The 25,548-nt window shown below is 59.3% G+C and carries 22 protein-coding genes and 1 pseudogene; 5 read left to right on the plus strand and 18 right to left on the minus strand.

Going from position 1 to position 25,548, the window contains the following annotated elements:
* The 11 genes and pseudogenes from BMZ67_RS00005 to BMZ67_RS00055 form a co-directional block, all read right to left on the minus strand.
* Window positions 1-191 (minus strand): annotated as a pseudogene (locus BMZ67_RS00005) (2-oxopent-4-enoate hydratase); the annotation flags it as partial.
* The gene (locus tag BMZ67_RS00010) at window positions 191-1,048 is read right to left on the minus strand and encodes an alpha/beta fold hydrolase (RefSeq protein ID WP_092019884.1); all 858 of its coding nucleotides are present in this window, start codon (window positions 1,046-1,048) and stop codon (window positions 191-193) included. The gene BMZ67_RS00010 and the pseudogene BMZ67_RS00005, both read right to left, overlap by 1 nt.
* 7 nt (window positions 1,049-1,055) lie before the next feature.
* Window positions 1,056-2,516, minus strand: a complete 1,461-nt coding sequence (locus tag BMZ67_RS00015; protein WP_092019885.1) for a 2-hydroxymuconic semialdehyde dehydrogenase — start codon at window positions 2,514-2,516, stop codon at window positions 1,056-1,058.
* A 37-nt stretch (window positions 2,517-2,553) separates the two neighbouring features.
* Window positions 2,554-3,477: a catechol 2,3-dioxygenase gene (locus BMZ67_RS00020; protein WP_092019886.1), complete on the minus strand. Its 924-nt coding sequence runs from the start codon at window positions 3,475-3,477 to the stop codon at window positions 2,554-2,556.
* Window positions 3,478-3,490: 13 nt separating this feature from the next.
* Window positions 3,491-3,811 (minus strand): 2Fe-2S iron-sulfur cluster-binding protein, encoded by a 321-nt coding sequence (locus BMZ67_RS00025; RefSeq protein WP_092019887.1) that lies wholly within the window; start codon window positions 3,809-3,811, stop codon window positions 3,491-3,493.
* Between the two features lie 14 nt (window positions 3,812-3,825).
* The gene (locus BMZ67_RS00030; protein ID WP_092019888.1) at window positions 3,826-4,887 is read right to left on the minus strand and encodes an NADH:ubiquinone reductase (Na(+)-transporting) subunit F; all 1,062 of its coding nucleotides are present in this window, start codon (window positions 4,885-4,887) and stop codon (window positions 3,826-3,828) included.
* Window positions 4,888-4,897: 10 nt separating this feature from the next.
* Entirely contained in the window at window positions 4,898-5,257 is a 360-nt protein-coding gene (locus BMZ67_RS00035; protein ID WP_092019889.1) for a phenol hydroxylase subunit P4, read from the minus strand.
* Between the two features lie 65 nt (window positions 5,258-5,322).
* Window positions 5,323-6,870 (minus strand): aromatic/alkene/methane monooxygenase hydroxylase/oxygenase subunit alpha, encoded by a 1,548-nt coding sequence (locus tag BMZ67_RS00040; protein ID WP_092019890.1) that lies wholly within the window; start codon window positions 6,868-6,870, stop codon window positions 5,323-5,325.
* Window positions 6,871-6,884: 14 nt separating this feature from the next.
* Window positions 6,885-7,154 carry an MmoB/DmpM family protein gene (locus BMZ67_RS00045; RefSeq protein ID WP_092019891.1) on the minus strand — a complete coding sequence of 90 codons (270 nt, stop codon included), beginning with the start codon at window positions 7,152-7,154 and terminating at the stop codon, window positions 6,885-6,887.
* The gene (locus tag BMZ67_RS00050; protein ID WP_092019892.1) at window positions 7,151-8,152 is read right to left on the minus strand and encodes an aromatic/alkene monooxygenase hydroxylase subunit beta; all 1,002 of its coding nucleotides are present in this window, start codon (window positions 8,150-8,152) and stop codon (window positions 7,151-7,153) included. Before BMZ67_RS00050 ends, BMZ67_RS00045 begins: the two co-directional genes overlap by 4 nt.
* Window positions 8,153-8,202: 50 nt before the next feature.
* On the minus strand, window positions 8,203-8,463 hold the full coding sequence (locus BMZ67_RS00055; RefSeq protein WP_092019893.1) for a phenol hydroxylase subunit: 261 nt from the start codon (window positions 8,461-8,463) through the stop codon (window positions 8,203-8,205).
* A gap of 370 nt (window positions 8,464-8,833) precedes the next feature.
* On the opposite strand from BMZ67_RS00055, the gene BMZ67_RS00060 reads away from it, so the two are divergent.
* The 5 genes from BMZ67_RS00060 to BMZ67_RS00080 all read left to right on the plus strand — a co-directional run bounded on the left by BMZ67_RS00060 (window position 8,834) and on the right by BMZ67_RS00080 (window position 17,537).
* Entirely contained in the window at window positions 8,834-10,540 is a 1,707-nt protein-coding gene (locus BMZ67_RS00060) for a sigma-54-dependent Fis family transcriptional regulator (RefSeq protein ID WP_092019894.1), read from the plus strand.
* A 237-nt stretch (window positions 10,541-10,777) separates the two neighbouring features.
* Entirely contained in the window at window positions 10,778-11,770 is a 993-nt protein-coding gene (locus BMZ67_RS00065; protein WP_092019895.1) for a WD40/YVTN/BNR-like repeat-containing protein, read from the plus strand.
* 11 nt (window positions 11,771-11,781) lie between these two features.
* Entirely contained in the window at window positions 11,782-14,247 is a 2,466-nt protein-coding gene (locus BMZ67_RS00070) for an efflux RND transporter permease subunit (protein WP_092019896.1), read from the plus strand.
* A gap of 84 nt (window positions 14,248-14,331) precedes the next feature.
* Complete coding sequence (locus BMZ67_RS00075; protein WP_245749825.1) at window positions 14,332-16,194, plus strand: DUF1302 domain-containing protein; 1,863 nt, start codon at window positions 14,332-14,334, stop codon at window positions 16,192-16,194.
* A 14-nt stretch (window positions 16,195-16,208) separates the two neighbouring features.
* Complete coding sequence (locus tag BMZ67_RS00080; protein WP_175481801.1) at window positions 16,209-17,537, plus strand: DUF1329 domain-containing protein; 1,329 nt, start codon at window positions 16,209-16,211, stop codon at window positions 17,535-17,537.
* A gap of 84 nt (window positions 17,538-17,621) precedes the next feature.
* Here the strand turns inward: BMZ67_RS00080 and glcF are convergent, their stop codons facing one another.
* The 7 genes from glcF to dctP all read right to left on the minus strand — a co-directional run bounded on the left by glcF (window position 17,622) and on the right by dctP (window position 25,227).
* Window positions 17,622-18,830, minus strand: coding sequence for a glycolate oxidase subunit GlcF (glcF, locus tag BMZ67_RS00085; RefSeq protein WP_092019898.1), 1,209 nt, complete (start codon window positions 18,828-18,830; stop codon window positions 17,622-17,624).
* A gap of 26 nt (window positions 18,831-18,856) precedes the next feature.
* Window positions 18,857-19,921 (minus strand): glycolate oxidase subunit GlcE, encoded by a 1,065-nt coding sequence (gene glcE, locus BMZ67_RS00090; RefSeq protein WP_092019899.1) that lies wholly within the window; start codon window positions 19,919-19,921, stop codon window positions 18,857-18,859.
* Window positions 19,914-21,389, minus strand: coding sequence for an FAD-linked oxidase C-terminal domain-containing protein (locus tag BMZ67_RS00095; protein WP_092019900.1), 1,476 nt, complete (start codon window positions 21,387-21,389; stop codon window positions 19,914-19,916). Before BMZ67_RS00095 ends, glcE begins: the two co-directional genes overlap by 8 nt.
* Before the next feature lie 38 nt (window positions 21,390-21,427).
* Entirely contained in the window at window positions 21,428-21,853 is a 426-nt protein-coding gene (locus tag BMZ67_RS00100) for a GlcG/HbpS family heme-binding protein (RefSeq protein WP_092019901.1), read from the minus strand.
* Window positions 21,854-21,872: 19 nt separating this feature from the next.
* Window positions 21,873-23,411 (minus strand): TRAP transporter large permease, encoded by a 1,539-nt coding sequence (locus tag BMZ67_RS00105; protein WP_092019902.1) that lies wholly within the window; start codon window positions 23,409-23,411, stop codon window positions 21,873-21,875.
* Complete coding sequence (locus tag BMZ67_RS00110; RefSeq protein WP_092019903.1) at window positions 23,408-24,112, minus strand: TRAP transporter small permease subunit; 705 nt, start codon at window positions 24,110-24,112, stop codon at window positions 23,408-23,410. Before BMZ67_RS00110 ends, BMZ67_RS00105 begins: the two co-directional genes overlap by 4 nt.
* Window positions 24,113-24,180: 68 nt before the next feature.
* Window positions 24,181-25,227: a TRAP transporter substrate-binding protein DctP gene (gene dctP, locus BMZ67_RS00115; protein WP_175481836.1), complete on the minus strand. Its 1,047-nt coding sequence runs from the start codon at window positions 25,225-25,227 to the stop codon at window positions 24,181-24,183.
* Window positions 25,228-25,548: the final 321 nt, after the last annotated feature.

The following is a 25,548-nucleotide window of genomic DNA, read 5'->3' on the forward strand; positions in this document are numbered from 1 at the left end:
GTGACGCCGATCTTCTTGCCGATGACCGAGGCACCATCCGCCAGCCGGCGTTCCAGCATGCGCAGGGAGATGTGGTAGGCGTCGTCAATGGTGATATCCTCACCCCGGCTGGTCAGTGGTGACACCGCCTCGCGCTTGATCATGGCCTGGTAGAGCTCGTCGCCGAGCCTCTGGATTTGTGCTTGTTCCATCAGGAATCTCCTGCAGCCGCTTGATCGGCCTCGTTGAGAAAATCGTTGACCAACCGGGCAAACCGGTCGGCATGTTCTATCTGGGTCCAGTGACCGCAGCGACCGAACACATGCAGCTGGGAGCGGTCGATCAATCCAGACAACCTCAGGGAGGTCTCCAGCGGAATCACCTCATCTTCCCGGCCATGCAGAATCAGGGTTTCGTGGGCCAGCTTGCGGATGTCGTCTTCGTTGCTGGCGAGGTCATCGACCCAGTGCTGGCGTGGCGCCGGGAACATCGCCGCAAAGGATTCCTGGAAGCCGGGGCGGATGCTGGCCTGGTAACGCAGCTCCGCCAGCTCATCGTTGACCAGGCTGCGGTCGTAGGCGAACACATCCAGCAAACCGCGCATGGTGTCGAGGGATGGCTGGTAGCCCCAGACCGCATCCAGCCCTTTGGTAATCGGGAAGCTGACGCCGACCGACCCCATCAGGACCAGCCGGCGCACCCGCTCAGGGTGCTCGATGGCCAGCGCCAGGGCCAGGCCACCGCCAAAGGAATTCCCCACCAGGTCGACCTGGTCCAGACCCAGCGCATCCATGACACCAACCGCATGGGTTACCCAAAGCTGGCGGTTGTAGCGCTGGTCTTCTGGGCGTTCGCTGTAACCGAATCCGAGCATGTCCGGCGCAATCACCCGGCGGTGTTTGACCAGCTCCGGCATCACCAGCCGCCAGTTGGCCCAGGCGGTCACACCGGGGCCGGAGCCGTGAATCAGCATGACCGGGAAGCCCTCGCCCTGATCGTGCAGATTGGTGCGATACCCAGCCGCAGTGATGTCACGCCCGATTTCCGGACTGTCTACCGGTGCGTTCATGGCAACCTCACAGTTTGATACAGACGTTCTTCATTTCGGTGTAGAACTCGAGTGAGTGCACCCCACCCTCGCGCCCGACGCCGGATTGCTTGCTGCCACCAAACGGTGTGCGCAAATCCCGCAGGAACCAGCTGTTCACCCAGACAATCCCGGCCTCGATCTGGCCAGCCACACGATGGGCCCGGCTCACATTCTCGGTCCACACTGCTGAGGCCAGGCCATAGGGCAAGCTGTTGGCCAGCTCGATGGCTTCCTCTTCGGTATCGAACGGACGGATATGGCAACAGGGCCCAAAGATCTCGTCGGTCACCACCGCCGAATCATCCGCCAGCCCCGTCCAGATGGTGGGCTGAACCCAGGCACCGCCAGCCAGCTCGGCAGGCATATCAGGCACGCCACCCCCGGTGACGACAGTGGCGCCGTCATCAACCGCTTGCTGGTAATAGGACAGCACCTTTTCCCGATGCTTCAGGCTCACCAGCGGGCCCATATTGGCTTCGCTGTCATCTGGCGGCCCGATCTTTAGCCCTTCGGCTGCGGCCTTCAGACGGGTCACAAACTCATCGAAGATGGCACGTTCGACATACACCCGTTCGGTGCCCAGGCAGACCTGCCCGCAGTTAGCGAAGGCGGAACGCATGGTGCCCTCAATGGCCTTGTCCATATCGCAATCCGCAAACACCAGGCCGGCGTTCTTGCCGCCCAGTTCCAGAGAGATATCGCGGATACCCCGGGCGGCCGCTTTCATGATGACCTCGCCGGTGCCGGTCTCACCGGTAAAGGTGAAACCATCGACATCCGGGTGCTCGGTCAGGAAGGCACCCGCGGAATCGCCACCGAAGCCGTGAATCACGTTGTAGACACCATCAGGCACCCCGGCGTCCTTCATCACTTCGCCCAGAAGCGCGGTGGTGGTGGGGGTCTCCTCGGACGGTTTGACCACCACGGTGTTGCCACAGGCCAGCGCCGGCCCCACCTTCCAGGTCATCAGTAACAGCGGCAGGTTCCAGGGGCTGATCACGCCAATGACCCCCTTGGGGCGGCGCACGGCGTAGTTCAGCGCGCCGGTGCCATCCGGCGTCGGCATTTCAAACGATTCCGTGGGCACGTTCTTGATCATGTCCGCGAAGACCTTGAAGTTGGCCGCGCCCCGGGGAATGTCGATGTGGCTGGCCAGGGACTTGGGCTTGCCGGTGTCCAGGCACTCGGCCTCCAGGAACTCGTCAAAACGTGCGTTAATGCCATCGGCCACTTTGTGCAGGATCTGGGTGCGCTGTTCCAAGGTCATCTTGCCCCAGGGGCCACGCAAGGCGGCCTTCGCGGCCTGCACAGCGGCGTCAACTTCTTCGCGGCCCGCCTCGTGTACCTTGCTGATCACCCGGCCATTGGCCGGATTGATGTTGTCGAACAGTTTGCCGCTGGCAGAGCCGACGTATTGCCCGTTGATGTAATGTTTGATGTCGTTCATTGCTGCATCTTCCTGTTGAATCAAAAGTCGGGATGAATCAGGTCAGTACCGTCAGGAACCGTTCATTGAGCTGACGGTCGTGGTAGAAGATGGCCTTGCCCAACTGCTCCGCCTGCCAGGTGACCGGCTTGTGATCCGGGTAGGTGTAGTCACCGCCGCAGAACACTTCGTTGCGGTTGCCGGAGGGGTCAAAGAAGTAGATGGTTTTGCCGTGGGTCAGGCCATGACGGGTGGGACCGATATCAATGGAGGTGTCGGTCATGGTGATCAGATCCGCCGCCCGCAGTACGTCTTCCCAGGTTTCGAGGAAGAACGATGCATGGTGGAACTTGCCCGGCTCGTCGTGGTGGATGAAAGCAATGTCGTGCTCCTTCATCGACACCGTCAGGAACTGGGCAATGCGGGTGCCTTCCGGGTCCAGAACCTGTTCGGCGAGATGGAACCCCAGCACATTGACGAAGATGTCGTAGGTGGCCGCCAACTCCGGGCCATAGAGCAGGCAGTGGTCGAAGCGCACCGCTTTCATACCCTGCAGGCCACGAGGCCAGGCTTCCGGGTTGACCTCTGTCACCCCCCATTTGCCGGTGTAGAGCTTGTCAGCGAACAGCTCGAAGTCATGCCCGGAAGGGGTGCTGAAGCGGATCCGGCGACCACAGTCTTTCAGCTCACCGGCAGGGATCTTTTCAACCTGCAACCCATAGGCCACCAGGTCCTGTTCCAGTTGCAGCAACGCCGCCTCATCGACGACCTTGAACGCCATCACATCCATGCCGGGTTCCTCAGCTTCCCGCAGGACCACCGAGAACTTGTCGACCTCGGTCCAGGCTTTCAGGTAGACACGCCCCTGCTCATCGCGGTCAGTTTCAATCAGACCCAGCAGGTCCTTGTAATGTTTCAGTGCCTCATCCAGATCGAGAACGCGGATCTGGACGTGGCCCGGACGCATGACACCTTTTCTCATGGCAAACACCTCATCACTTTTGTTGTTGTTCGGTCGTAGAGTCCGCCGCGCCCTGCGGCCGGCACTCAATCGTCAAATCAGTCAGGGGATAAACCCGGCAGGCCAGGACTTCCCCCCGTTTGCGGCATTCCGGCGAGACATGAACCTTGCTCATTTTTCCGCACTGGAACTCCCCGTTCAGGACCGTGACCTTGCAGAAGCCGCAGCCCCCGCCCCGGCAACCAACGGGAACGCACCTGAGTCCCGAATGTTCCATGGCTTTCAGGACACTCTGTCCCTCCTCGCAACTGAAACGGTCGCCGGTGGTCCTGTTGAAAACCTGTACCCCAGCCATAACCTTTCCCCCGGTCAGATCTTCTTGAACAAGGCGGAGCGCTGGGAGTCCTCGGCACCGTCTGCGGCGGTCAGGAATCTCTCCATGAAGATGTCCCGCTCGAACAACCGCCCTTGCATCAAGGCGGTAATGGCGGAATCAATCATCGGTGGTGGCCCGCAGAGATAGGCTTTGTTACCCGCAAAACGGCCATCAAAATGAGCCTTGGCGGCTTCATGGACATAGCCCCTGAAGCCCTGCCAAGTTTCATCGTCGGCGGCATCGCTCAGGGCCGGAACGTACGTGAAGTTGTCGTGATCCCTCGCCAGGGCCTCAAACAGCTCCCGGTTATAGAGTTCGCTTTGATTGCGGGCGCCCTGGAACAGGACCATGTTGCGGTCGTCGTTCTGTTCCAGAAGGTCGAGAATCATCGACTGGGGGCTGGACAGGCCAGAGCCACCAGCAATGAAAATCAGGTCGCCGGGCTGGGAGCTGCGAACAAAGAACTGGCCGTAAGGCCCCGACAGACTCAGCTCGTCGCCTGCTTTGAGCTGTTGATGGATGTGGCTGGTCGCCGCACCGCCGTCCACCAGGCGAACATGCAACTCCACTTCATCCGCCCGGCCGGGTGGGTTGGCCAGGGAGAAGGCTCGGGGGCCGTCGACACCGGGCAGCTCGATATTGATGTACTGGCCGGCCTGAAACGTCATGGCCCGGTCAAGCTTCAGGTGCACCCCTTTGATGGTGGGTGACAGGTCCACTATGTCGGTTACGGTGGCGACATAGTCCTCCACCGCGTGCCCCTCAAAGTCCGGATCCACATCAATGTCGGCTTCGATGGTGACGTCGCTTTCAACCGTGGCGCAGCAGGCAAGGACCTTGCCCTCGGCCCGCTCCACATCCATCAGCGCAAAGGGGGATGCATCCCCGACATCCACATCCCCATCCACCACCTGGACCTTGCAGGTGGCACAGGTACCGTGGCCGCAGGCAAACGGCAGCCAGACGCCTTGACGAAGCGCTGCCTGGAGGATGGTCTGGCCATCCTCCACGTCAATCTGATCGCCGGTCGGTTCGATCGTTACGGTGTGACTCATGGCTATGTCCTCAGGATGCGGAGCCGGCGATGCCGTCCAACCCTTGGGTAGTGACGGTCAGCATGCTCTTGTGATCGATGCCGCTGTCCCTGAGCGTGGCCGATACATCCGGTGTGAAAGGCTCGCCATTCAGCTGCCACCCGGCCTCGAGAAAGTTGGCTTTTGACGCATCCGGATGCGCCGCCACCGCCGGTTTAAGCACCTCCTCCAGCAGGACGCCGAAGGTCATGTCCGGAGCAACGAGGAAGGCGAAAGGGGAGCAATACATCAGGTGATGAGGCCAGTAGACATACAGCAATTGCATGCCATGGAAATTCTCGACCTTGTCCCTGGACTCGTGGTGATAGTCGTATAAGGCATTAACACTCATGATGGGCACCTTGTTGTTTTTGTGGGTGGAAGGTCCGGAGCAGCGAGCTCCGGACCGGTCCCGGATCAGGCAGCGTCCTGGTTGGCGCCGCCGGCCTTTGCATCAGGCTGCTTGCCCTTGATCGACAACCAGCGTTGGTGGTCCGGGGACCCGATGTACTCGAAATTGTCCTGGCCAATGTTGATGTGGTAGTACTTCGACACCACGGTCTCGACATCACCGCCATCGCAGTTGCCCTGGTAGATCTGGTGTACCGGCAACCAGGCCTGCACATACTTCTCCGGCTCGTCCTTGAAGATGTCGCAGCAGCCATCGGAGCAGAAATGGAAACGCTCCCCCTCATGCTCGATCTGCCGGTGGCTGAGCATGGTCGGGTCGTCTTTCTCGGTGAAAATGGTCGGGATCTGACACACCTGACACAGCTGAGGCAGGGTGTTGTTGTAGAAACGGCGCCCTTCGGTGTGCTCTTTTGTCCAGTGCTCGAAGCGTGCCCGGTAATATTTGTCGAAGGTGTCCGGGTACTTCTGGGACAGCCAGTCCAGCTCGTCCTTTTCCGGCATCCAGGTATGGAAGTTGGTGGCGTGGCCGTACTGGTAGAAGGTGCTCCAGGCTTGGTGGCTAACGTGATGCTTGGCGTCGTTGGCAATGTCCTGGTACTTGGGCGGACGAATGCCATAGCGCTCCAGGTCCTTGAACAGCGCCCCGCCGTTCTGCTCGTAGTACACCTCCCAGGCCTCCGCCCAGGACATGACCTTGTTCGGCAACATGTAGTCCATCATCATCCCGACCAGGCTGAGCAGGCGGAATCCGCGCCAGAACCACTTGTCGATCCAGCGCTGCACGATGGGCACGTTGTCCTCGTGCTGTTCGAGGATGAACTTGATCACTTCCAGGCCGAGGGTCATGTGGCGCGCCTCGTCGGACTGAGCCGAGAAGCCAAAGGTGACGGTGGCCATATCGCCGTTATAGGCGGCGCCGGACATGAACGGTACGAACAGCAGGTTGGTCAGCACGTACTCGAAGGAGAACGAGATGGCGGTCAGGAATTCGAACGGGCCGGCCGTCCGGGCATCGTCAAAGAACGACTTGGGAACCGACAGGAACCACACCCGGTCGTGCATGTGCGCGGCATCGTGCAGGCCATTGAAATGCTTGTTGTAGTGGCTCATGGCGTGTTGCTGGGTCTGGGAGTGACGCAGCTCATCGATGGCCTGCATCTGGCACGCCACCCGGGCACCGGCTCCGCTGAAATCACGCCCCACCCGGGCATAGCCCTGATACGCCGCGTGCTCCAGGGGTGACACCCCGGACAGGAACAGTTTCAGGGCGTTGACGTAGCGGGCATCGGAAATGTTCTGGTGGCCATTGTTCTGGGCAAATGCATCGAAGATGGCATACAGCTTTTTCTCTTTCTCAGCCTGATACTTCCAATAGGCGTCCATGGTCAGGCGGAACGGATCTTCCCACTGGGACCAGTCGGTGATCTTGATGCCCTCGAACGACTCGTTCGGAAAGATGTCTTCTTTCTTCTGGTAGCTGGGTTCCCAGGCCATATCCCGGGTCAGGTACTGGTACTTGTCTTTGAGATTAAGTTTCTTGTTGTTCACAGGCATGTTCTGTCTCCCAATCAGTTCCACTGAAGAATGAAGTGGTCGTCGTCTTCATCGACGTTGCCGCCAATACTGATGACATCCACCAGCATCTCCTGAACGTCCCATTCGCGACCGAGCACTTCTTCCATGGTTTCCCGGTTGATCACCAGGCGCTTCTCGGCCTGAACCCGGATCATGGCGGGCTGATGCTGAATCTCCGCGTCCGGGTTATCGGTGGCGATGGCATCGACCATGTAGCGGGCGTTGTCGTTGTCCTGAAAGGCGATGAATACGAGCTGGCTCATGCGGATACTCCCTGGCTGTGCAAACCGAACTTGTTAAGGCGGGTGGCGAGTTGAGCGCGGATGTCATCCAGTGCATCAACGCCGGAGGTGGCCTGGGCCAGTGGTTTCAGTGCGTCGTAGATACGCGGTTCCCAGTCGTCAACCCAGGACTGCAGCAGCGCCAGGTTGGCTTCACTCTCTCCTGCCACGACCTTCATCATGGCGTTGGTCCAGCGCAGGGATTCCTTGTACCAGTCCCGCATGAACTCGGTGAGCATGGACACGTCTTCCGCACCGTTCTCGCCCAGCCACTGGTCCACCTTTTCGTAAACGAGCGGGTACAGCAGGCCGTCCATCAGCACGTTTTGCAGGAGGGTGAGTTCGAACCAGTCCTGGACCACCAGGGAGTCTTCCACCAACTTGCGCATGGGTTGCCAGAGGGCATCGTCCATCCAGTAACCCTTGGACTCATCCAGCCCTTTGCCGCTGCTGCCATCGATCATCAGCGCAATGCGCGACAGGTACTGGCCGATGCCCAGGCGATCCATGGCCTGGTAGATGTGAAGCTGGGAGACCGTGGTGGCAGGCACATCACCGGCCACCTTGCTGTTGTTCATGTTGGCGCCGAGCTCGACATGGCGCAGCGGCACCAGCAGTCGAAGCAACAGTGTCTGCATCTCTTCGGGCAGGCGGCCCAGCAGGTTGCGCTTTTCACAGAAACCAAAGCTGGTCTCCGCCGCTTCCTGCATCTTGGCCCGGTTGCCGACGTAAGCGCCGTAGTAGAACTGGCGGGGATCGGTGACGGCGTACCAGTCTTCCATCCGAATCGCGGTGCGGGTCGGATCATTGAGCCCATGTTCCGAATCCCACAACGGGCGGTAGTGGAAATTGGTCTTGGCCTCCAGGTCGTAACTGGCTTCCTGGTAGCGGGAGGCCGGCTTGTCGCCGAATCGGCGGGCAATGTGGCCGAACGTCTGGCGAATCGGCTCCACCGAGTTGGTTTTGATTTCGATAGTCATATCAACCTTACCGTCTTGTTGTTGTGGACTTGGGTGATGATGGTGAGTGTTCAGTAGCGCTGGCCCTTCTCCCCGAACCGCCACTTGACCATGTCCTCGTCAATCTGGCGGATCATCTCGGAGTCCATGTGGACCACGTTGTTGTGCTTGCAGAACAGTTCGAAGGCATCCCGGGGCAACACGAGTTCAACAAACAGCTCCGGATGACCGATGGCGAAGTCGAACTCCACGAAGCGGTCGCTCGGCTCGCTGCGAACCCGGATGTACCGGGTCAGCTGATCGAAGGATTGGGTGTCACTCTGAGTCGTCATTGGTTGCCCCGTTGTGTTTGTTATTGGCTGGTGGGGCTGGAGCAACGGCTGTGCCAGATTGTTTTTCTGACAAGAAACTCCTTTTCATAGCGCTGTTTTAAAAGGATTTTCTTGAATTCCGGTGAAACAAGGGCCGTAAAAACCAGGCGGGAGATTTGGGGGGAAACCGTATTTTTTTCATCAAATGATCAAATCTCAGATTACGTATCAGCAAATGCTGAGCTGGTCGGGAGTGACTATTTTCTGAACATTTAATTTGATCATTTGGTTGATTTTTGACATTGGTCAGGTGTTATATGAAAAACGCAACGTTTAACCCATGCGCTCAATGAGCGCCGTCCCCGCCGACAAAAACAAAAGGGGTTTCAGTATGGCTGTCAGTTACAAGCCACAGCTAAATTATCTGGATTTCCGGGACCTTACGGAGCAAATCCAGTTTCAGAGCACGGAAGGCAAAATCTGGTTTGGTGAGCAGCGGATGCTGCTCATGCACCTCAATGCGCTGGCAGCGTTCCGCCGGGAAATGGTCAACAGCATGGGGGTGGAAAGGGCCAAAGGCTTTTTCCTTCGCCTGGGCTACCAGTCCGGCATCCGCGACGCTGAACTGGCCCGTAAGCTTCGGCCCCATTGCAGCGAACTCGACATTTTCCTCGCCGGCCCCCAGCTCCATTCCCTGAAAGGCATGGTGAAGGTGGTTCCCCTGGAAATTGACATCGACCAGGACACCGGTGAGTTTTACGGCAAGCTGGAGTGGATCGATTCGTTCGAGGTCGAGATCTGCCAGACGGAGCTGGGGCCCATGGATCAACCGGCATGCTGGGCCCTGCTCGGTTACGCCTGTGCCTATACCTCGTCGTTCATGGGCCGGGAAATCATCTTCCGGGAGATCAGTTGCCGCGGCTGCGGCGATGAGAAGTGCGTTATCGAAGGGAAACCCGCCGAGCAATGGGAGGATGCCGAAGAGTTTTCCCGCTACTTCAAGGCCGACCCGATCATGGAAGAACTCTATGATCTACAGGCTCAACTGAGCTCACTTCGCATCAGCCTGAAAAAGCAGCAGGGGCAGTACTACGGGATCGGCCAATCGGCCTCCTACAACAAAGTCTGCAAAATGATCGACAAAGCGGCCCAGGGCAAGGTGTCGGTGCTGTTGCTGGGAGAAACCGGGGTCGGCAAGGAAGTGATCGCCCGCAGCGTCCACCTGCGGAGCGAACGGGCTGACAGTCCGTTTGTCGCGGTCAATTGTGCCGCCATCCCTCCCGACCTGATTGAAGCGGAACTGTTCGGCGTTGAGAAAGGTGCCTACACCGGCGCCAACCAGTCCCGGGAAGGCCGCTTTGAACGGGCCAACGGTGGCACCATCTTCCTCGACGAAGTGGTGGAACTGACACCGCGGGCGCAGGCAACGCTTCTGCGGGTGCTGCAGGAAGGGGAACTGGAGCGGGTCGGAGACAACCGGACCCGGAAAGTGAATGTCCGGGTGATTGCAGCCACCAACGAGAGCCTGGAACAAGCCGTGGAAGCGGGCCGTTTCCGCGCCGACCTGTTTTACCGCCTCAACGTTTTTCCGGTGAAAATCCCGCCACTGCGGGAGCGGGTTGAGGACCTTCCCCTGCTGGTTGAGCACTTCCTTGGCAAGTTCCACTCCGAGTACGACAAACAAACCCTCGGCCTTTCCGATAAGGCACTCGCTCTTTGCATGAGTTACGGCTGGCCGGGCAACATCCGCGAGCTCGAAAACGTTATCGAACGGGGGGTCATACTTACCGACAACAACGAATCCATCAGTGAGGAATCCCTGTTCGCCGTGTCGCCCCTGGTCAATGCCTCACCTCCCGCAGACTGTGTGGACACCGGTGGCAAAGTCACCTGCAGCCAATCCGGTGGCGGCCCCAAAGATTGGTTCGAGCATATCCTCGGTAATGGCATCAGCCTTGAAGAAGTCGAAGAGACACTGATGCGCAGCGCCCTTGAGCGAGCCAACCAGAACGTTTCCAAGGCGGCTCGGCTACTCGGTCTTACCAGGCCTGCCCTCGCCTACCGTCTTAAAAAATCTGGAATTCTCGCAGAAACCTGACCTCCATCCGGGACAGGGATGTCCCCCTTGATCAAATCAGAAACACCTCCCCGTCACTTGATGATTTGATAAATATCAAGCATCACAGCCAGCCCGACCCGCGCTTGACCAAATGCTAAAATAGCCAATTTAATCATTATTTTTCAACTGGTTAGGAATCACCACCAAGTCATGGCATAGCCGTTGCTCTGTCACCGTCAGTCGCTTTATTCACAAAAACAAAGACGGTGACATGACATGGCAAACCCTTTCCTGTGCCCCCGGGGCGCATTCACTCCCTGCGTTGCGGTCGCCGGCCTGTCTGCCGTGCTGCTCACCGGATGCGAAGCACCGCTGAACCTCGACGCCGTCCGGGAGCAATCACAGCAGACCGTTCGGCGCACCGACTTCTACCAGTCCATGGCAAGCAACAGTGAGATCGTCGCCCTTGGGGGCAACGCCGGTGTGTTGCTGATCAGCGAAAACCATGGCCAGTCCTGGCAACGGGTCGAGCTTCCCACCAGCGACAGTTTCATTTCCCTGGACAGCTGCCCCGATGGCAGTTTCGTTGCACTGACGTTCAGTAATCAGCTCTGGCATGGCAACGCCACTGCCACACAGTGGACACCTCACAGTCTACCCAGCCAGGAGCAGATGATGGCCGCCACCTGTGCCCCGGATGGGAGCTGGTGGACCAGCGGCAGCTTCACCACCATCCAGCACTCCGCCGACCAGGGTGCCAGCTGGGAAGAAACCTCGTTGGATGAAGACGCCGTCTTGACCTCCCTGCAATTCCTCGACAGCAACGTCGCCCTGGCAACCGGGGAGTATGGGCTGGTGCTGAAGACTCAGGATGGCGGCGAAACCTGGGACCACGCCGGCGCCCTGCCGGACGAGTTCTACCCCCACGCGACCTACTTCATGTCCGAGGACGAAGGCTGGGTTGGTGGCCTGAACGGTTTCATCTACCACACCGTTGATGGTGGTGAGTCCTGGCGCCGCCAGCCCACAGACACCAACGCCCCGATCTTCGGATTTGTTCCCGGCGACAACAGCCTGTTTGCCCTTGGCGACAACGCCACGGTGCTGGCCATGGCGAATGGTCAATGGCAACGGCTGAGCACCCCTAACCTGCCGCTCTATCTCCGTGACGGGCTGGTGCTCGATAACCGGCAACTCCTGGTCGCCGGAGGGCGGGGGCTGTTGCTTAACCTCAACCTGCCCGACGCCACTGTGGCCAGTAATCACTGAGGATCCCGATCATGGCTGGACTGCACCGATTTACCCATTTGCTACACCTGCTTGAAGTCTGGATCTTCAGCAACCCCAGGAAAGTACTCACGCTGATCGCGTTGTTGACGCTGTTTTTTGCGCTTCGAATTCCCGGTCTGAAGATCTACACCGACTTTGCCGATCTGCTGCCGCAACAGCACCCCTACATCGAGTTGCACAACAGCATCAAGGATGATTTCGGCGGTGCCAACGTGCTGGTGGTCGGGGTCGAATTCTCCAGCGGTGACATTTTCTCAAATGAAAACCTGGCGACGATCGACCGGGTCACCCAGGCGGTGGATAACCTTCCAGGGGTCAACCACAACCTGGTGTCCAGCGTCACTCACCGGAACTCCCGGGAGATCTGGCTGACCGAAGTTGGCAGCATCAACTCCGAACCCTACTACGACTCTACACGGGGTGAATATTCCGCACAGGCGCTGGCAGAAATGAAAGCCGCAGTGGCGGCCAACCCCAGGGTTTATGGGCCGCTGGTGTCGCCTGATTTCAGGATGGCGCTGGTCAAGGCTCAGCTGATTGAAGGCAAGCTGGACTACGAAACAACCTTTGCCCAGCTCCAGCAGCTGCGGGAACAGGAAGCCCGGGACGGCGTCACGATTTACGCCACCGGGCAACCGGTATTGGTGGGCTGGGCCTACACCTACATGGACCAGATCCTCCAGATTTTCATCTTTACCGTGCTCACCATGCTCGCCCTGCTGGTATTCCATTTCCGTAAGGCCTATGGCGTGCTGATCCCTCTGGGTGGGGTGCTTATTTCCACCGTGTGGGGGCTGGGCATCATCAGCCTGCTGGGCTACAACCTCGACCCGCTGGGACTGGTCATCCCGTTCCTGATTGCCGCCAGGGCGATGAGCCACGGCGTCCAGCTGGTTGAACGCTATTACTCCGAAACGTGCCTGTTGGGAGACGGTCCGAAAGCGGCCAAAGCCACCTTTGACAGCCTGTTCCGCCCAGGCTCACTGGGTGTGGTATCCGACGCCATCGGGCTGTCGCTGATTGCCATCGGCTCCATCCCGCTGAACACCCATCTGGGCATCTACGCCTCTCTGTGGGCCATCACCGTGGTGTTCACAGTGCTCATCGGCGTCCCGCTGCTGCTGTCGGTTCTGCCTACGCCAAAAACACCGGAGATCCGGGAAACCGCACTCAGGCACATTGGTGCCAGCTGTTCCCAGACGGTGACCCGCCCTGGTCGGGCCAAAGCCCTGCTTTCCGCTGCGGCGGTCGTTATGGGCGCGGGCTTGCTGGCGACGTCCAACGTCCAGATCGGCGACTCCGAGCCTGGCTCGCCAATCCTCTACCCGGATCACGACTACAACGTGTCTTCCCGGGTGGTCAACGACCGCTTCCCCGGCTCGGAAGAACTGTACGTGATTGCGGAAACCGATGAAAAAGGCGGGCTCAAACGCCCGGAGGTCCTGCGGGCTCTGTCCGACTTCCAGGCACACATGCTCAGCGACCCGGGCGTTGGCGGAACCAAGGGGCTGCCAAACCTGGTCATGCAGGTTAACCGGCTGATGCATAACGATGACCCCCGCTGGTTCCAGATCCCCCATGATGCCCGTTATGTCGGTGGGCTGATGTTTACCTACATGGCCTCCAGCCCGATCCCCGGCGCCCTGGATGAATTCAATGATACCGACGACCGCGTCGCCAACCTGGTGTTCTACTACAAGGACCGCCAGGGAGAGACCATTCGCCGCGCCATCCACATGGCCAAGGAATGGATTGCCGAACACGGCGACGAGGTTGACGGGCTGACCATCCGCCTGGCCGGCGGCACCCTGGGGGTCGCCGCTGCCATGAACGAGTCGGCGTTTGAAACCAACCTGATTGTGCTGCCGCTGGTATTCCTGCTCATCTTCGCCTTTGTGATGCTGTTCTACACCTCCTGGCACGCCGGTTTGATGATGCTGCTGGCGATGCTGTTCGCCACCACCCTCACCTACGCCTACATGGGCCTGTTCGGTCTGAGTATCGACATCAACACGGTGCCGGTGATCGCTGTGGGTATCGGTGTTGGCATCGACTATTCGATCTACATGATGGACCGCATACGGGAGGAAATGGCCAAGGCCGGCCGCCTGCAGGAAGCGGTGCGCCGGGCCATTGCCACCACCGGGATGGCCATCAGCTTTACCGCGCTCACCCTGATGGCCGGCATCATCATGTGGGTCATCTTCTCCGACCTGCGATTCCAGTCCGATGCTGCGCTGTTGCTGTGCGTGATGATCGTCATCAACGGCATTGCCGCCATGTTGCTGGTGCCCTCCTGGGTACTGGTGTTCAAACCCCGTTTCATCACTGACGTATACGCCGACGAGGACGGCATTCTGCATGCAGACAGCCCTCGTTCGGAACCCGCTCCATCGCCGGTTCGCACCCTCCGTGACGGTGACGGATACGTAGCAGGAGCGACGGTCCGGTCTTAACCCGGACGTCCTCCGCCACACACACAACGAGGATCTGCCATGCAAACAAAAACAAAAGGCTTGAGAGTATGGGGAGCGGCCCTCATGGGCGGCTCTTTTCTCTCAGTGACAGCCCCTGCTGTGCTTTACGCTGCCGAGGAAACAAGGATTGCCGGGTACTACGAGAACGCGACATTCGGACGTGAAGGCGTCGGCCTGTCCAAGTTCCGCAATACCGTGCAGCTTGAAGGTGAAAAGCGCTTTGGCGATGTGGGTATGTTCAGCAACGTATCGGTCAATGGCACCCTGCGAGGCTCCTACGATGGTGTCTACGACCTGAATGACGATGAGTATGGCCGCAATGCCGGTGGCCCTATTCTGCTTCAGGATACCGCTCCGGCACCGTTCCCCGCGGGCTACGTTCCCCATGGCGAGGGTCTGGAGCTGCCGAATACCTTTGATACCGCCAACAACCCCAACGACGGCATGATGGTGCTGGGTGAACGACTCCACGACCAGAACGGCGGCGTTGCCTTCGGGGTACCGGTTCGCCCCTGCGATGAAGACAGTCGCGGCTGTATCGACGACTACCTCGATAAGGACACCAATGACCTCCGCTTTCAGGAGTTCAATGATCGCGCCGACTTCATTCGCGAACTCTACGTTAATTTCGATCTCAACCTGAGCAACGGCAACACCCTCAGTACCCGCCTGGGGAAGCAGCAGGTGATCTGGGGACGGACCGACCTGTTCCGGGTGCTCGATGTCATCAACCCGGTGGATTACTCCCGCAACAACATCTATGACGAGCTGGAGGATATCCGTATTCCCATGTGGATCCTGAAAACGGACTATCGCATGGGGCCCACGGAGGTCTTCGAGGGACTGGCCTTTGACGACCTGAACTTCCAGGTGGTGTGGAACTTCGACCAGTTCCGTCCACACGACATTGGCCAGTGCGGACAACCGAACGTCATCCTCGACGCCGGCTGTTTCTTCCGGGGCATGAACAACCTCTGGGAAAATGGCGGTACCGTCGCCAACTTTGCCAACGGCAGCATTGCCACCGACTTCGGCCCCGGCCAGATCGGTATCCGCAAGGCTCACATGCCAAACTGGAGCCTGTCGAACACCCAGCTCGGGTTGAAACTGGAAGGGGTTTACGGTGACCTGGGTTTCTCCTTGAACGCTCTGACCTACCGCTCGCAACTACCCTCCCTGCACGGTGGCATCCCCGCACAGAATGGGTTCACCGGTGAGACCGCCGTCTGGCCAAGCCTGATTGCCTTCGACATTCACTTCCCACGGGTGAACCTGGTGGGCGGCTCTCTCGATTACTACGCCCAGGGCGTCGATACCGTGTTCCGTGTGGAGACCGCCTACACCTCCGGTGAAGAGTTCGCCAATACCCTGCGCAGGGAGCTGTACTCCGAATCGGATGTGCTGCGCTACGTGCTTGGGGCCGACAAAAATGTGTTTATCCCCTGGTTGAACGACCGTCGCGCCTTCCTGTTCTCCGGCCAGGTTTTTGGTCAGCACATTCTTGACCATGAACGTGAGCAACGGGCCCTGGGTGAAGCGGGCATTCCGGACTGGGAACACAACTGGATCGCAACCCTGCTGATCAAAGGCTGGTGGATGAACGACCGCCTGAGCCCACAGCTGATTACCGCCCACGATTTCCGGGCACAAGCCACCACCCTGGCTCCCAGCGTTGAATGGTTGGTCAACGACAGCTTCAAGGTCACCGCCGGCGCCAACATCAAGGTTGGTGATGGCGCCCGTACCTTCGATGACTGCCGCACCTGTAACCCCTGGGACCCGTTCACCGCGGCCTACCCCGGACACCCAGCCGGGGAAAGCGCCGGTCTGAGTGGCTATGAGCCTCTGGGACGCTTCAAGTCCGGCCCGATCGGCATGGCCCAGGAAGAAGACGAACTTCAGTTAACTGTCCGCTACAGCTTCTGAGCAGGAGATACGCAATGAACAAGTACAAGACCACCCCAATGTTTCGTGCGCTGGGCGCTGCCTGTGCCGCGGGCCTGATATCCACGACGGCACTGGCCAGCGACGAGGTGATCACCAGCACCTTTTACCCCTACCAGGACAGCACCCCGCAGTTTGATGGGCTGTCACCAGGTCTGGTGATTGACCAGAGCAACCTGGCCCAATTCAAGGACATCATCGACCCCGCGTTCCACAGTTTCATCGAGAATGGCTGGACCACCATCACTGTTGGTGAAACCACCTCGTTTGACCTGCACCCCAGCTACATCGAAGCCACCCGGGCATCCCTGGGTCAGGTGTCACTGGGGGATCAGGTGGGTGAGATCAGTGGCTGGGCCGCGGGACGGCCATTCCCGGAAGAGCCCAGCGCCGATGACCCACGGGCTGGCGAAAAACTGGCCTGGAACTACAAGTACGGTTACAACTGGGGGGATAGCGCTGCCATCTACCCGTTCTACTGGAAATACCGGGACATGGACTCCGGGGACATTGAGCGGACCATCAAATTCAACTTCCACTTCCTGAACTACATGGGCCGGGTAAACCAGGAGCCGACGCCGGAAATTACCCCCAACCCCTCGGAACTGTTCAGGGCCATCTACGTCCAGGTGCTGGACCCTTACGATGTCAGGAACACCCAGTTGCTGATCCACCGGGCCGCGGACGACCTCAAGCGCGACAATTCCTGGCTCTACCTCGGCTTCCAACGCCGTGTGCGTCGCCTGGCAACCGGCCAGGTGACTGACGCCTTCCTGGGATCAGACCTGATGATCGAGGATTTCGAGGGCTATAACGGACGCATCTCCGACATGAACTGGCGCTATCAGGGTACCCGCTACATGCTGATGCCGTTCTACAACCACAATGAGCTGACCCTCGATGCCGAAACCCATCAGGACGATGACGGCTATCAGGTGGTTGCCTTCGGTGGTCAGGGCGGCTGTTTCCCCAACATCACCTGGCAGCTGCGGAAGGTGTATGAGGTGGAAGCCGTACCGGTTGACGAGAGTCACCCCTTGTCCCGCCGGGTCCATTTCATGGACGCACAGACCTTCACCATTCCCCGCACCATTTCCTATGACCGCAAAGGCAGCCTGTGGAAAACCTTCACCATCGGGCAGGCTCACCCGGATCACCACCTGCCCGCGAACCAGGGTAGCGGCGTGTCCATCGACGACAGCTTCAGCATGATCGACGTTCAGGCGAGCCACTGCACCACCGGCCAGTTCAAGGGTCAGGTAGACCCGGAACTGACACCGCCCAACATGTTTAACGTGCAACACCTGCGCGCCACAGGCAGCTGATCAGGCAACTAGTGTCGCTCCTCCTCTCTTGGGCCCGCTCTGCGGGCCCCTTTTTTATGGTTCAGCACCCTCAGGCACGGTCGCTCAGCGATCCAACAATTCAATCCAGTGACTGACCGGCACCGGTGACTTGCTGCCGATATGCATCTGGCAACCAATGTTGGCGGTGGCAATCATCGCCGGGTTGTCCACCGTCAGCGCCTTGATCTTGTTGTCGAGCAGTCGCTGGCTCAACTCCGGTTGGGTAATGGAGTAAGTACCCGCTGAGCCGCAGCAAAGATGCTTGTCGGTGGTCTCCGCCAGCTCAACCCCCGCCTTGCGCAACACCTGCTCCACCGTGCCGCTCTGTTTCATCGCATGCTGCAGGGTGCAGGGACAATGGAACGCGACCTTGCCGGTTTGCTGCCGAACCTTCAGCGGCTCCAGGTCCTGCTTCAGCAGGAAAGCCCCCAGATCGATGGTCAGCTCGCTGACCCGCTTGGCGCGGGCGGCATAGACCGGGTCGTCCTTCAGCAGGTGACCGTAATCCTGCACCATGGCACCACAGCCAGACGCCGTCATGATGAGCGCTTCGGCACCCGCCTCGATGGCCGGCCACCAGGCGTCGATGTTCCGCCGCATGGCATTCAGGCCATCGTCATGGTTCGACAGGTGGTAATTGACCGCGCCACAGCAACCCGCTTCCGGCGCCTCGACCATGGTAATGCCCAGCCGGTCCAGCACCCGCGCCGCCGACGCATTGGTGTTCGGCGTTGCCGACGGCTGCACACAGCCCGCCAGTGCCAGCACAATGCGCTCATGGCTGGCTGCCGGCCATGGGTTCGGATGCTGCCGCGGCGGCACCTTGGTCTTCAGGGCCTTAGGCAGCAGCGGCTGGAACAGTTGCCCCAGCCGCAACAACAGACCAAACAGGCGACGGTTGGGCAGCACACGGGCCAGGGCCAAGCGCAGGTAGCGCTCCTTCGCCGGTCGTTCGACCTGCTTCTCCATCAGGCCACGGCTGATGTCCACCAGACGGCCATATTCAACGCCGGACGGACAGGTGGTCTCACAGCTGCGACAGGTGAGGCAACGGTCCAGGTGTTGGCGGGTTTTCTCGGTCACCTCCCCGCCTTCCAGAAACTGTTTCATCAGGTAGATACGGCCGCGGGGGCCGTCCCGCTCATCGTTGAGTTCCTGGTAGGTCGGACAGGTCGCGGTACAGAAGCCGCAATGGACACAGGCCCGCAGAATCGCTTCGGCTTCCTGGCCTTCGGCGGTGTTGGAAAATTGAGAGACAAGATTGGTTTGCATGATCAACCTATTGGAAATGTCGACGATTACAGCCAGCTATACAGCCGCCCGGGATTGAAGATACCGTCAGGATCGAAGGCACTTTTCAGCCGCTTCTGCAGCCCGGCCAGGACTTCCGGCTGGTGATGCATCACTTCGCCGTCACGGTTTCCGCCGCGGAACAGGCTGACCTGGCCACCGGCTTCCCGTGCCCATTGCTGCAAGCGGGGTTTCTCGGCATCTCCTGAGTACCAGCGCTGGGCACCGGCCCAGTCAATCAGCCAGGCGCCATCCAGCGGCGGCTGTTTGGCGGTGGCGCCGACCGAAAACCGCCAGAGCGGCTCGCTGCGGTTAAAGAACCCATGTTGCTGGTCACGAAGCTGCTGCCAGAAATCCTCGGCCTCTTCCAGCACCTCGCCCTCCCATTGACGGGCGGTGGCCTCCACGGCGGATTTGGCGCCGGACAGGCGTAGGTAGACCCGGCCATCGAGCCAGCACGCCGCCGATAACGGCTTTGGCTCCGCCGCCCGCGCATTCATGTACTCAATCACCTGGTCAGCCGCCATCTCACGCACCAGGGTCAGGCTTGCCGCCGGCTGAGGCATGACTTTCAGGCTGATTTCCGTCATCACCCCCAGCGTCCCCATGGCCCCCGCCTGTAACCGGGACACGTCATACCCGGCGACGTTCTTCATCACCTGACCGCCGAATTTAAGGTGCTCACCTTTACCGTTGATCAGCTTCACGCCCAGCACCTGATCCCGTACCGAACCCGCCCACGGCCGGGCCGGACCAGACAGGTTGCAGGCCAGGGTTCCGCCGATGGTGGACTGGTCGCCAAAGCGTGGCGGCTCGAAGTGCAGGGACTGCCCCTGTTCCGCCAGCGTGGCTTCAATTTCCTTCAGGGTGGTCCCGGCACGAACCGTCAACACCAGTTCCACCGGATGGTAGTCAATGATGCCGCTGTGATCGGCCACATTCAGTTCGCTGGCATCAGGATCCGCAGCACGTCCCATGAAAGACTTGCTGCCTCCGGCCACAATGTTCAGTTTGGTACCCGCATTCCGGGCGCTCAGGACCTGGTCCTGAATCTGTTTGGAGAGGTCAGCCATGGGTGCTATCCGCGTTGGAGTGGATGTCGTGCTGTTTGTGCTCAAGGGAACGGTATTCCTGGCAGAAGCGCAGCGTCGGAACCCCCTTGCCGGGGTTGAGGATGCCGTCGGGATCGAACGCGGCTTTCACGTCACGGAACTGGGCCAGCTCATCATCATTGAACTGGATCGCCATCTGGCGGATTTTTTCCACCCCCACCCCATGCTCCCCGGTGATGCAGCCACCCACCGCCACACACAGTTCAAGGATTTTGCTGCCGAAGGCCTCGGTACGCTCGAACTCGCCGGGCACGTTGGCATCAAACAGGATCAGTGGATGCAGGTTGCCATCGCCCGCGTGGAAAACGTTTGCCACCCGGAGGCCAAACTCCTCGGACATCTTTTCCATTTCGGTCAGCACATGGGCGAGCTGGCTACGGGGAATGGTGCCATCCATGCAGTAGTAATCCGGTGAAATCCGCCCGACCGCCGGGAAGGCTGATTTCCGTCCCTTCCACAACAGGGCCCGTTCTTCCTCACTCTGGGATGTGCGCACCGACGTTGCCCCCAGCTTGCGGAACAGTGCCTCGGCCTGTTCGATGTGTTCGTGGACTTCCTCTTCGGTGCCGTCAACTTCGCACAGCAACAACGCCTTGGCGTCCCGGGGATAGCCCGCCTTGGCAAAGTCGTCTGCCGCCACGATGGCGTGGCCGTCCATCATCTCCAGTCCCCCCGGGATGATGCCGTGGGCAATGATGCCACCGACCGCGTCACCAGCCTGCTGTACATTGTCGAAGCCGGCCATGACCACCTGGGCGATTTCCGGCTTTGGCAACAGCTTGACCTGGACTTCGGTGACAATACCCAGCAGGCCTTCGGAGCCGGTCATCAACGCCATCAGGTCCATGCCGCAGCAATCAAGGCCGTCACTGCCGATGGTGACCAACTCACCGTCCACCGTCACCAACTCGACACTCAGCAGGTTATGGACCGTCAGACCGTACTTCAGGCAGTGCACACCGCCGGAATTCTCCGCCACGTTGCCGCCGATGGTGCAGGCAATCTGTGAGGACGGATCGGGCCCATAGTAGAGGCCAAAGCGGTCCGCGGCCTCACTGATGGCCAGGTTGCGAACACCCGGTTGCAGCCGGGCGCTGCGGGCCAGCGGGTCGATGGACAGGATGCGGTTGAACTTGGCCAGGGACAGGACAATACCTTCGGCATGGGGCATGGCACCGGCACTGAGCCCGGTTCCCGCACCCCGCGCCACCACCGGCACTTTGTGACGGGCACAGGTGCGCATCACGTCCTGAACCTGCGACACAGTTTCCGGAAGGACCACCAGTAACGGCATTTCGCAGTACATGGACATGCCATCGCACTCGTAGGGCTTCATGGTCTCGGCGTCGTCAATCACGAAGGCCGGATCGATGAATCCGCGGAAAAGCTCCGCCAGTTCGGCTTTGCTTATGGTTGGTTTTTCACTCATAGGATCAAGCTCGACAGAAGTGTCTTTCGAAAGGGCTCTTACTTGCGTTGGGACAGAAAGTGGTCAATACCGGCCTGGGCACAGTCCATGTCCTGTTGCGGAGTACCCGAACTGAGACCGATACCACCAACCACTTCACCATCGACCAATACCGGCAGACCACCGCCCACCACGGACAGGCGGCCACCCAAGGCCGTGTGGATACCGAACACCAAATTGCCCGGCACACAGGCCTGGTTGTATTCGTGGGTCGCCTTGCGCGCCGCCGCGGCGGTAAACGCCTTGTCCTGTGCGACGGTAATGCTGGTGACTTTGCCGCCATCCATGCGCTCAAACGCCAGCAGGTTGCCCGATTCATCGGTGACCGCAATGCACATGGGCACACCGATTTCGGCCGCCCGGGCAGAAGCACCAGAAACCAGGAGCTGGGCATCCGCCCGGTCCAGCCGATTCAGAGTTAACATCAATCATTCCTCCCGTTAATTAGCCATACACCAGGTTCGGCAACCAGGTCACCAGCGCCGGGAACAGGATGCACAGCAGTAATCCAAGGGCCTGCAGGGCCAGGAAAGCCAGTGCTGACCGGAAAATCGTCGCCATGGAGATCTCCGGTGGGCACACCCCTCGTATGTAAAACAGCGCATAGCCGAACGGCGGACTCAGGAAGGACATCTGCATGTTGACGAGGTACAGCACCCCGAACCACAGCACGACATCCTTACCAGGCACCGCCGGCAAGCCAAACAGCCCATCAAACGTCAGCGCCTCGACAATGGGGATAAAGATCGGCACCGCCAGCAGCAGAATGCCAACCCAATCCAGGAACATCCCCAGAATCACCAGCAACACCATCAGCAGGAACAGGATTCCATAGGGCGACAGGCCGGTTCCCAGAATGGAATCGGTAATAAAGGTCTGCCCCCCCTGCAGGATGTAGAAGCCAACGAATACCGACGCGCCGAACATGATCCAGAGCACCATGGCCGACGCCTTGGCGGTTGTCACCGACGCTTCTTTCAGGGTGGCGACGGAAAACGCCTTATGCTTCCAGGCCACCAGAATGGCGCCAAACGAGCCGATACCCGCCGCTTCCACCGGTGTCGCGATGCCACCAAACAACAGCCCTAAAACCAGTCCAACCAGGAAGATCGGAGCAATGAGGTCCTTGAGCAGCCGTAGCTTATCGGCCAGCCCAATACGTTCATCCTTTGGCACGGCGGGCCCCAGCGACGGTTTCATCCAGGTGCGAATGAGCACGTAAGCGATGTACATCACCGACAGCATCAGGCCGGGCACTACCGCACCCAGGTACAGCTCCCCCACCGACTGTTGTGCGACGACGGCGTAGAGAATCGCGAGGATGGACGGCGGAATCAGGATACCGAGGGTGCCCCCCGCCATGATCGAGCCGAGGGCGATCTGGTGGTCATAGCCCCGTTTGAGCATCGCCGGCAAGGCGATGATCCCCATGGTCACCACGGCCGCGCCAATCACCCCCACCATGGCAGCAAGAATGGTTGACGCCAGAATGGTGGCAGTAGCCAGGCCACCGCTGAGCCCGCCCATCCACTTGTAGACCACGTTGAACATTTCTTCGATCAGCCCGGCCCGCTCCAGCATCGACGCCATGAAGATAAACAGTGGAATCGCAGCCAGGTCCGAGTTGGTCATCATCGGGAAAATCCGGCTGGGAATGATGTTGAGCATCAGGCTGTCGCCGACCAGGTAGATGAACACCACACCAAGACCGCCGGTCACAAACGCCAGCGGCAACCCCATCATCAGGGCCACCAGCAGGGAACCGAACATCAAGTAAGTCAGCGGCCCGATCTCTACATTCGCCAGGCTGCCGGATAGACGAAACAGGAAATACTCATCCGAAAACGGGTCGTAGAACAGAATGTTGATGGTTTCAACCAGCACGATGAGGCCAAGGGTCACCGTCGCCAGGATCATCAACCAGGTGCCCAGCTTGCCAGTCAGCGACCCGGCATCCCGGGTATTTGCCGTATTGGAAGTCATACTGTCGGCTCCTGTCCCAGGCGGACAAACAGAACAATGTCCTTGATGAGTTTCGACAGTCCCGCCAGTAAGATCAGCACTGAGCCCAGCACCATCATGCCTTTGACCGGCCAATACTGGATGCCCCAGGTTTCAACCGTGGTTTCGTGCATCGAGTAGGAGTTCACGAAAAAGGTCCAGGAGGTGATCAACAACGCCAACGCAAAGATAAAGAAGAACATGGAGGTAAAAATATCCATGCCCACACGCCCCCTTACCGGCAGGAGGTTGTACAACACATCGACCCGTACATGGGCACCGTGCAACAGGGCAAAGGCCCCGGCCAGCAGGTATTGCATCCCCAACAGCAGGAAACTGGCTTCATGCACCCAGATGGTGGGCATGTTGAACAGGTAACGCATCACTACTTCGAAAAAATAGAAACAGACCGCATTGACGGTCCAGAACGCGACGAACAAACCGGATTTGTCGCTGATCCAGTCAATCGCCCGGGTAAACCAGTTGCCTTCAAACTGCAACGCAATCAGCGGATCATCCTCCGCCTGCAGCTCGCCCATGACCGGGTGTCCGATCTCTTGTTCTGCATCCCTGCCTTTACCGGTCCAGCGGTCCAACGCCATCAGTATCAGTGGCATAACCGCCAGCCACCCCCAATAGAACCAGTGCGGTAAGACAAAACCAAAGCCTTCCAGATCAGACATGGGACAAAACCTCAGTCGCGGGGAGGTCTCGCCTCCCCGCCTTGTTATTGTTGTTCGTTCAACAGGCCTTACAGGCCCTCAATGTCTTCTTCATCGACGTAACCCACCAGTGGGTTCATCATGTACTTCAGCTGGATATCGAAAATGGCCCGGGCGTCCTCATCCTTGTTGGCCCACTTGAACCAGATAGGAATGGCCGCTTCCCGGAAGCGCTCCATATCCTCCTGGGACAACCGCGACACCGTGCTGCCGGCTTCGGCAAACAATTCCATGGCCTCAACATTCCGGCGCTGAATGGCGAGGTAATGCAGCTGGGAATAGTTGCGGACTTCCCGCTCTACCAATGCCTGCAACTCTGGGCTCAGACTGTTCCAGGCCCGCAGGTTCACAGTCAGGTCCATCAGGTCTACCGGCTGGTAAATCGACATCACCCCCGGTGGTCCAAACAGGATGTTGTCGGTCACCTGGGCGAACCCGAGTTCATAGTTCACCGCAGGCCCCACGTAGTCGGCAGCATCAATGGTGCCCTTCTCCAGCGCAGGAAAGATGTCGGAGCCCGGCAGGCTCACTGTTGACACCCCAAATTGCTGGAACACCTCGGCCACCATGCCGCCGGGGACCCGGATCTTCATTCCGCGCAGGTCATCCAGGCTGTTCACCGGTTCCTTGGAGTGAATGATGTTGGCGTCATGCTGAATGGGACCAACATAGAACAGACCGTACTTCTGGTAGATCTCCCGGGTTTTTTCCAGCATGCCCAGGGAATAGAACATGGTGTCCCACTGGTGCGGCTGGTCGGGCCCGGCCGGATAGGACGACAGGAACACAGATGCCGGGATCTTGCCGGACCAGTACAAGGTAAACGGGTTCATGCCCTGCAAGACGCCATTACGAACCGCCTCAAACAGCGCGTTGTTATCTGCAGCCACCGCCTTGGCGGGAAAGCAGCGGAAAATCAGCTCCCCGCCGGATTTTTCCTCAATGCTGTTGCACCAGTCTTCAAACAGGTCATAGCCGACCGTACCGGCGTCCCAGACCGACTGGATTTTCCAGGTGGTCGCCGCCTGGGCCTGAGCGGCCCCAAAGGCCAGCGCTCCGGCCAAGATGACGTTCATCAATCGTCGTGCGTTGAATCGTTGCTTAACGCTATTCGCTAATGCTGTATTCATGTTCCCATCTCCAGATCTGTTTTTGTTGTTGGAGCCGAGGATTAACGCCCAATGCTTGATTGGTACGACAAAGAGTTGATGGCGGCAGCTTGCCACTATCGTTAATGATGATCGTAGGCGTTCCGGGGCAAGTCCAGACACAGCCCATCTGGTCAGACCAGTTTTTGAAGCCTCCTCTCTGGACGGCCGCTGGCGCAGCCACCTATAGTGCTAGCGCGAGCCCCGATTCCAGGGAGCACGTATCGGGAATGACCGGAGGGCTGGTCC

The sequence above is a fragment of the Marinobacter zhejiangensis genome (assembly GCF_900114775.1).
Lineage (GTDB): Bacteria > Pseudomonadota > Gammaproteobacteria > Pseudomonadales > Oleiphilaceae > Marinobacter > Marinobacter zhejiangensis.

Bases quoted from the DNA above. Each gene is read 5' to 3' on its own strand.
- BMZ67_RS00100 (WP_092019901.1), bottom strand. From the start codon at position 21,853: ATGTTAACTCTGAATCGGCTGGACCGGGCGGATGCCCAGCTCCTGGTT.
- BMZ67_RS00015 (WP_092019885.1), bottom strand. From the start codon at position 2,516: ATGAACGACATCAAACATTACATCAACGGGCAATACGTCGGCTCTGCC.
- BMZ67_RS00030 (WP_092019888.1), bottom strand. From the start codon at position 4,887: ATGAGTCACACCGTAACGATCGAACCGACCGGCGATCAGATTGACGTG.
- BMZ67_RS00035 (WP_092019889.1), bottom strand. From the start codon at position 5,257: ATGAGTGTTAATGCCTTATACGACTATCACCACGAGTCCAGGGACAAG.
- BMZ67_RS00010 (WP_092019884.1), bottom strand. From the start codon at position 1,048: ATGAACGCACCGGTAGACAGTCCGGAAATCGGGCGTGACATCACTGCG.
- BMZ67_RS00070 (WP_092019896.1), top strand. From the start codon at position 11,782: ATGGCTGGACTGCACCGATTTACCCATTTGCTACACCTGCTTGAAGTC.
- BMZ67_RS00040 (WP_092019890.1), bottom strand. From the start codon at position 6,870: ATGCCTGTGAACAACAAGAAACTTAATCTCAAAGACAAGTACCAGTAC.
- dctP (WP_175481836.1), bottom strand. From the start codon at position 25,227: ATGAACGTCATCTTGGCCGGAGCGCTGGCCTTTGGGGCCGCTCAGGCC.
- glcE (WP_092019899.1), bottom strand. From the start codon at position 19,921: ATGGCTGACCTCTCCAAACAGATTCAGGACCAGGTCCTGAGCGCCCGG.
- BMZ67_RS00110 (WP_092019903.1), bottom strand. From the start codon at position 24,112: ATGTCTGATCTGGAAGGCTTTGGTTTTGTCTTACCGCACTGGTTCTAT.
- BMZ67_RS00020 (WP_092019886.1), bottom strand. From the start codon at position 3,477: ATGAGAAAAGGTGTCATGCGTCCGGGCCACGTCCAGATCCGCGTTCTC.
- BMZ67_RS00055 (WP_092019893.1), bottom strand. From the start codon at position 8,463: ATGACGACTCAGAGTGACACCCAATCCTTCGATCAGCTGACCCGGTAC.
- BMZ67_RS00025 (WP_092019887.1), bottom strand. From the start codon at position 3,811: ATGGCTGGGGTACAGGTTTTCAACAGGACCACCGGCGACCGTTTCAGT.
- glcF (WP_092019898.1), bottom strand. From the start codon at position 18,830: ATGCAAACCAATCTTGTCTCTCAATTTTCCAACACCGCCGAAGGCCAG.
- BMZ67_RS00065 (WP_092019895.1), top strand. From the start codon at position 10,778: ATGGCAAACCCTTTCCTGTGCCCCCGGGGCGCATTCACTCCCTGCGTT.
- BMZ67_RS00095 (WP_092019900.1), bottom strand. From the start codon at position 21,389: ATGAGTGAAAAACCAACCATAAGCAAAGCCGAACTGGCGGAGCTTTTC.
- BMZ67_RS00080 (WP_175481801.1), top strand. From the start codon at position 16,209: ATGAACAAGTACAAGACCACCCCAATGTTTCGTGCGCTGGGCGCTGCC.
- BMZ67_RS00045 (WP_092019891.1), bottom strand. From the start codon at position 7,154: ATGAGCCAGCTCGTATTCATCGCCTTTCAGGACAACGACAACGCCCGC.
- BMZ67_RS00075 (WP_245749825.1), top strand. From the start codon at position 14,332: ATGGGCGGCTCTTTTCTCTCAGTGACAGCCCCTGCTGTGCTTTACGCT.
- BMZ67_RS00105 (WP_092019902.1), bottom strand. From the start codon at position 23,411: ATGACTTCCAATACGGCAAATACCCGGGATGCCGGGTCGCTGACTGGC.
- BMZ67_RS00050 (WP_092019892.1), bottom strand. From the start codon at position 8,152: ATGACTATCGAAATCAAAACCAACTCGGTGGAGCCGATTCGCCAGACG.
- BMZ67_RS00060 (WP_092019894.1), top strand. From the start codon at position 8,834: ATGGCTGTCAGTTACAAGCCACAGCTAAATTATCTGGATTTCCGGGAC.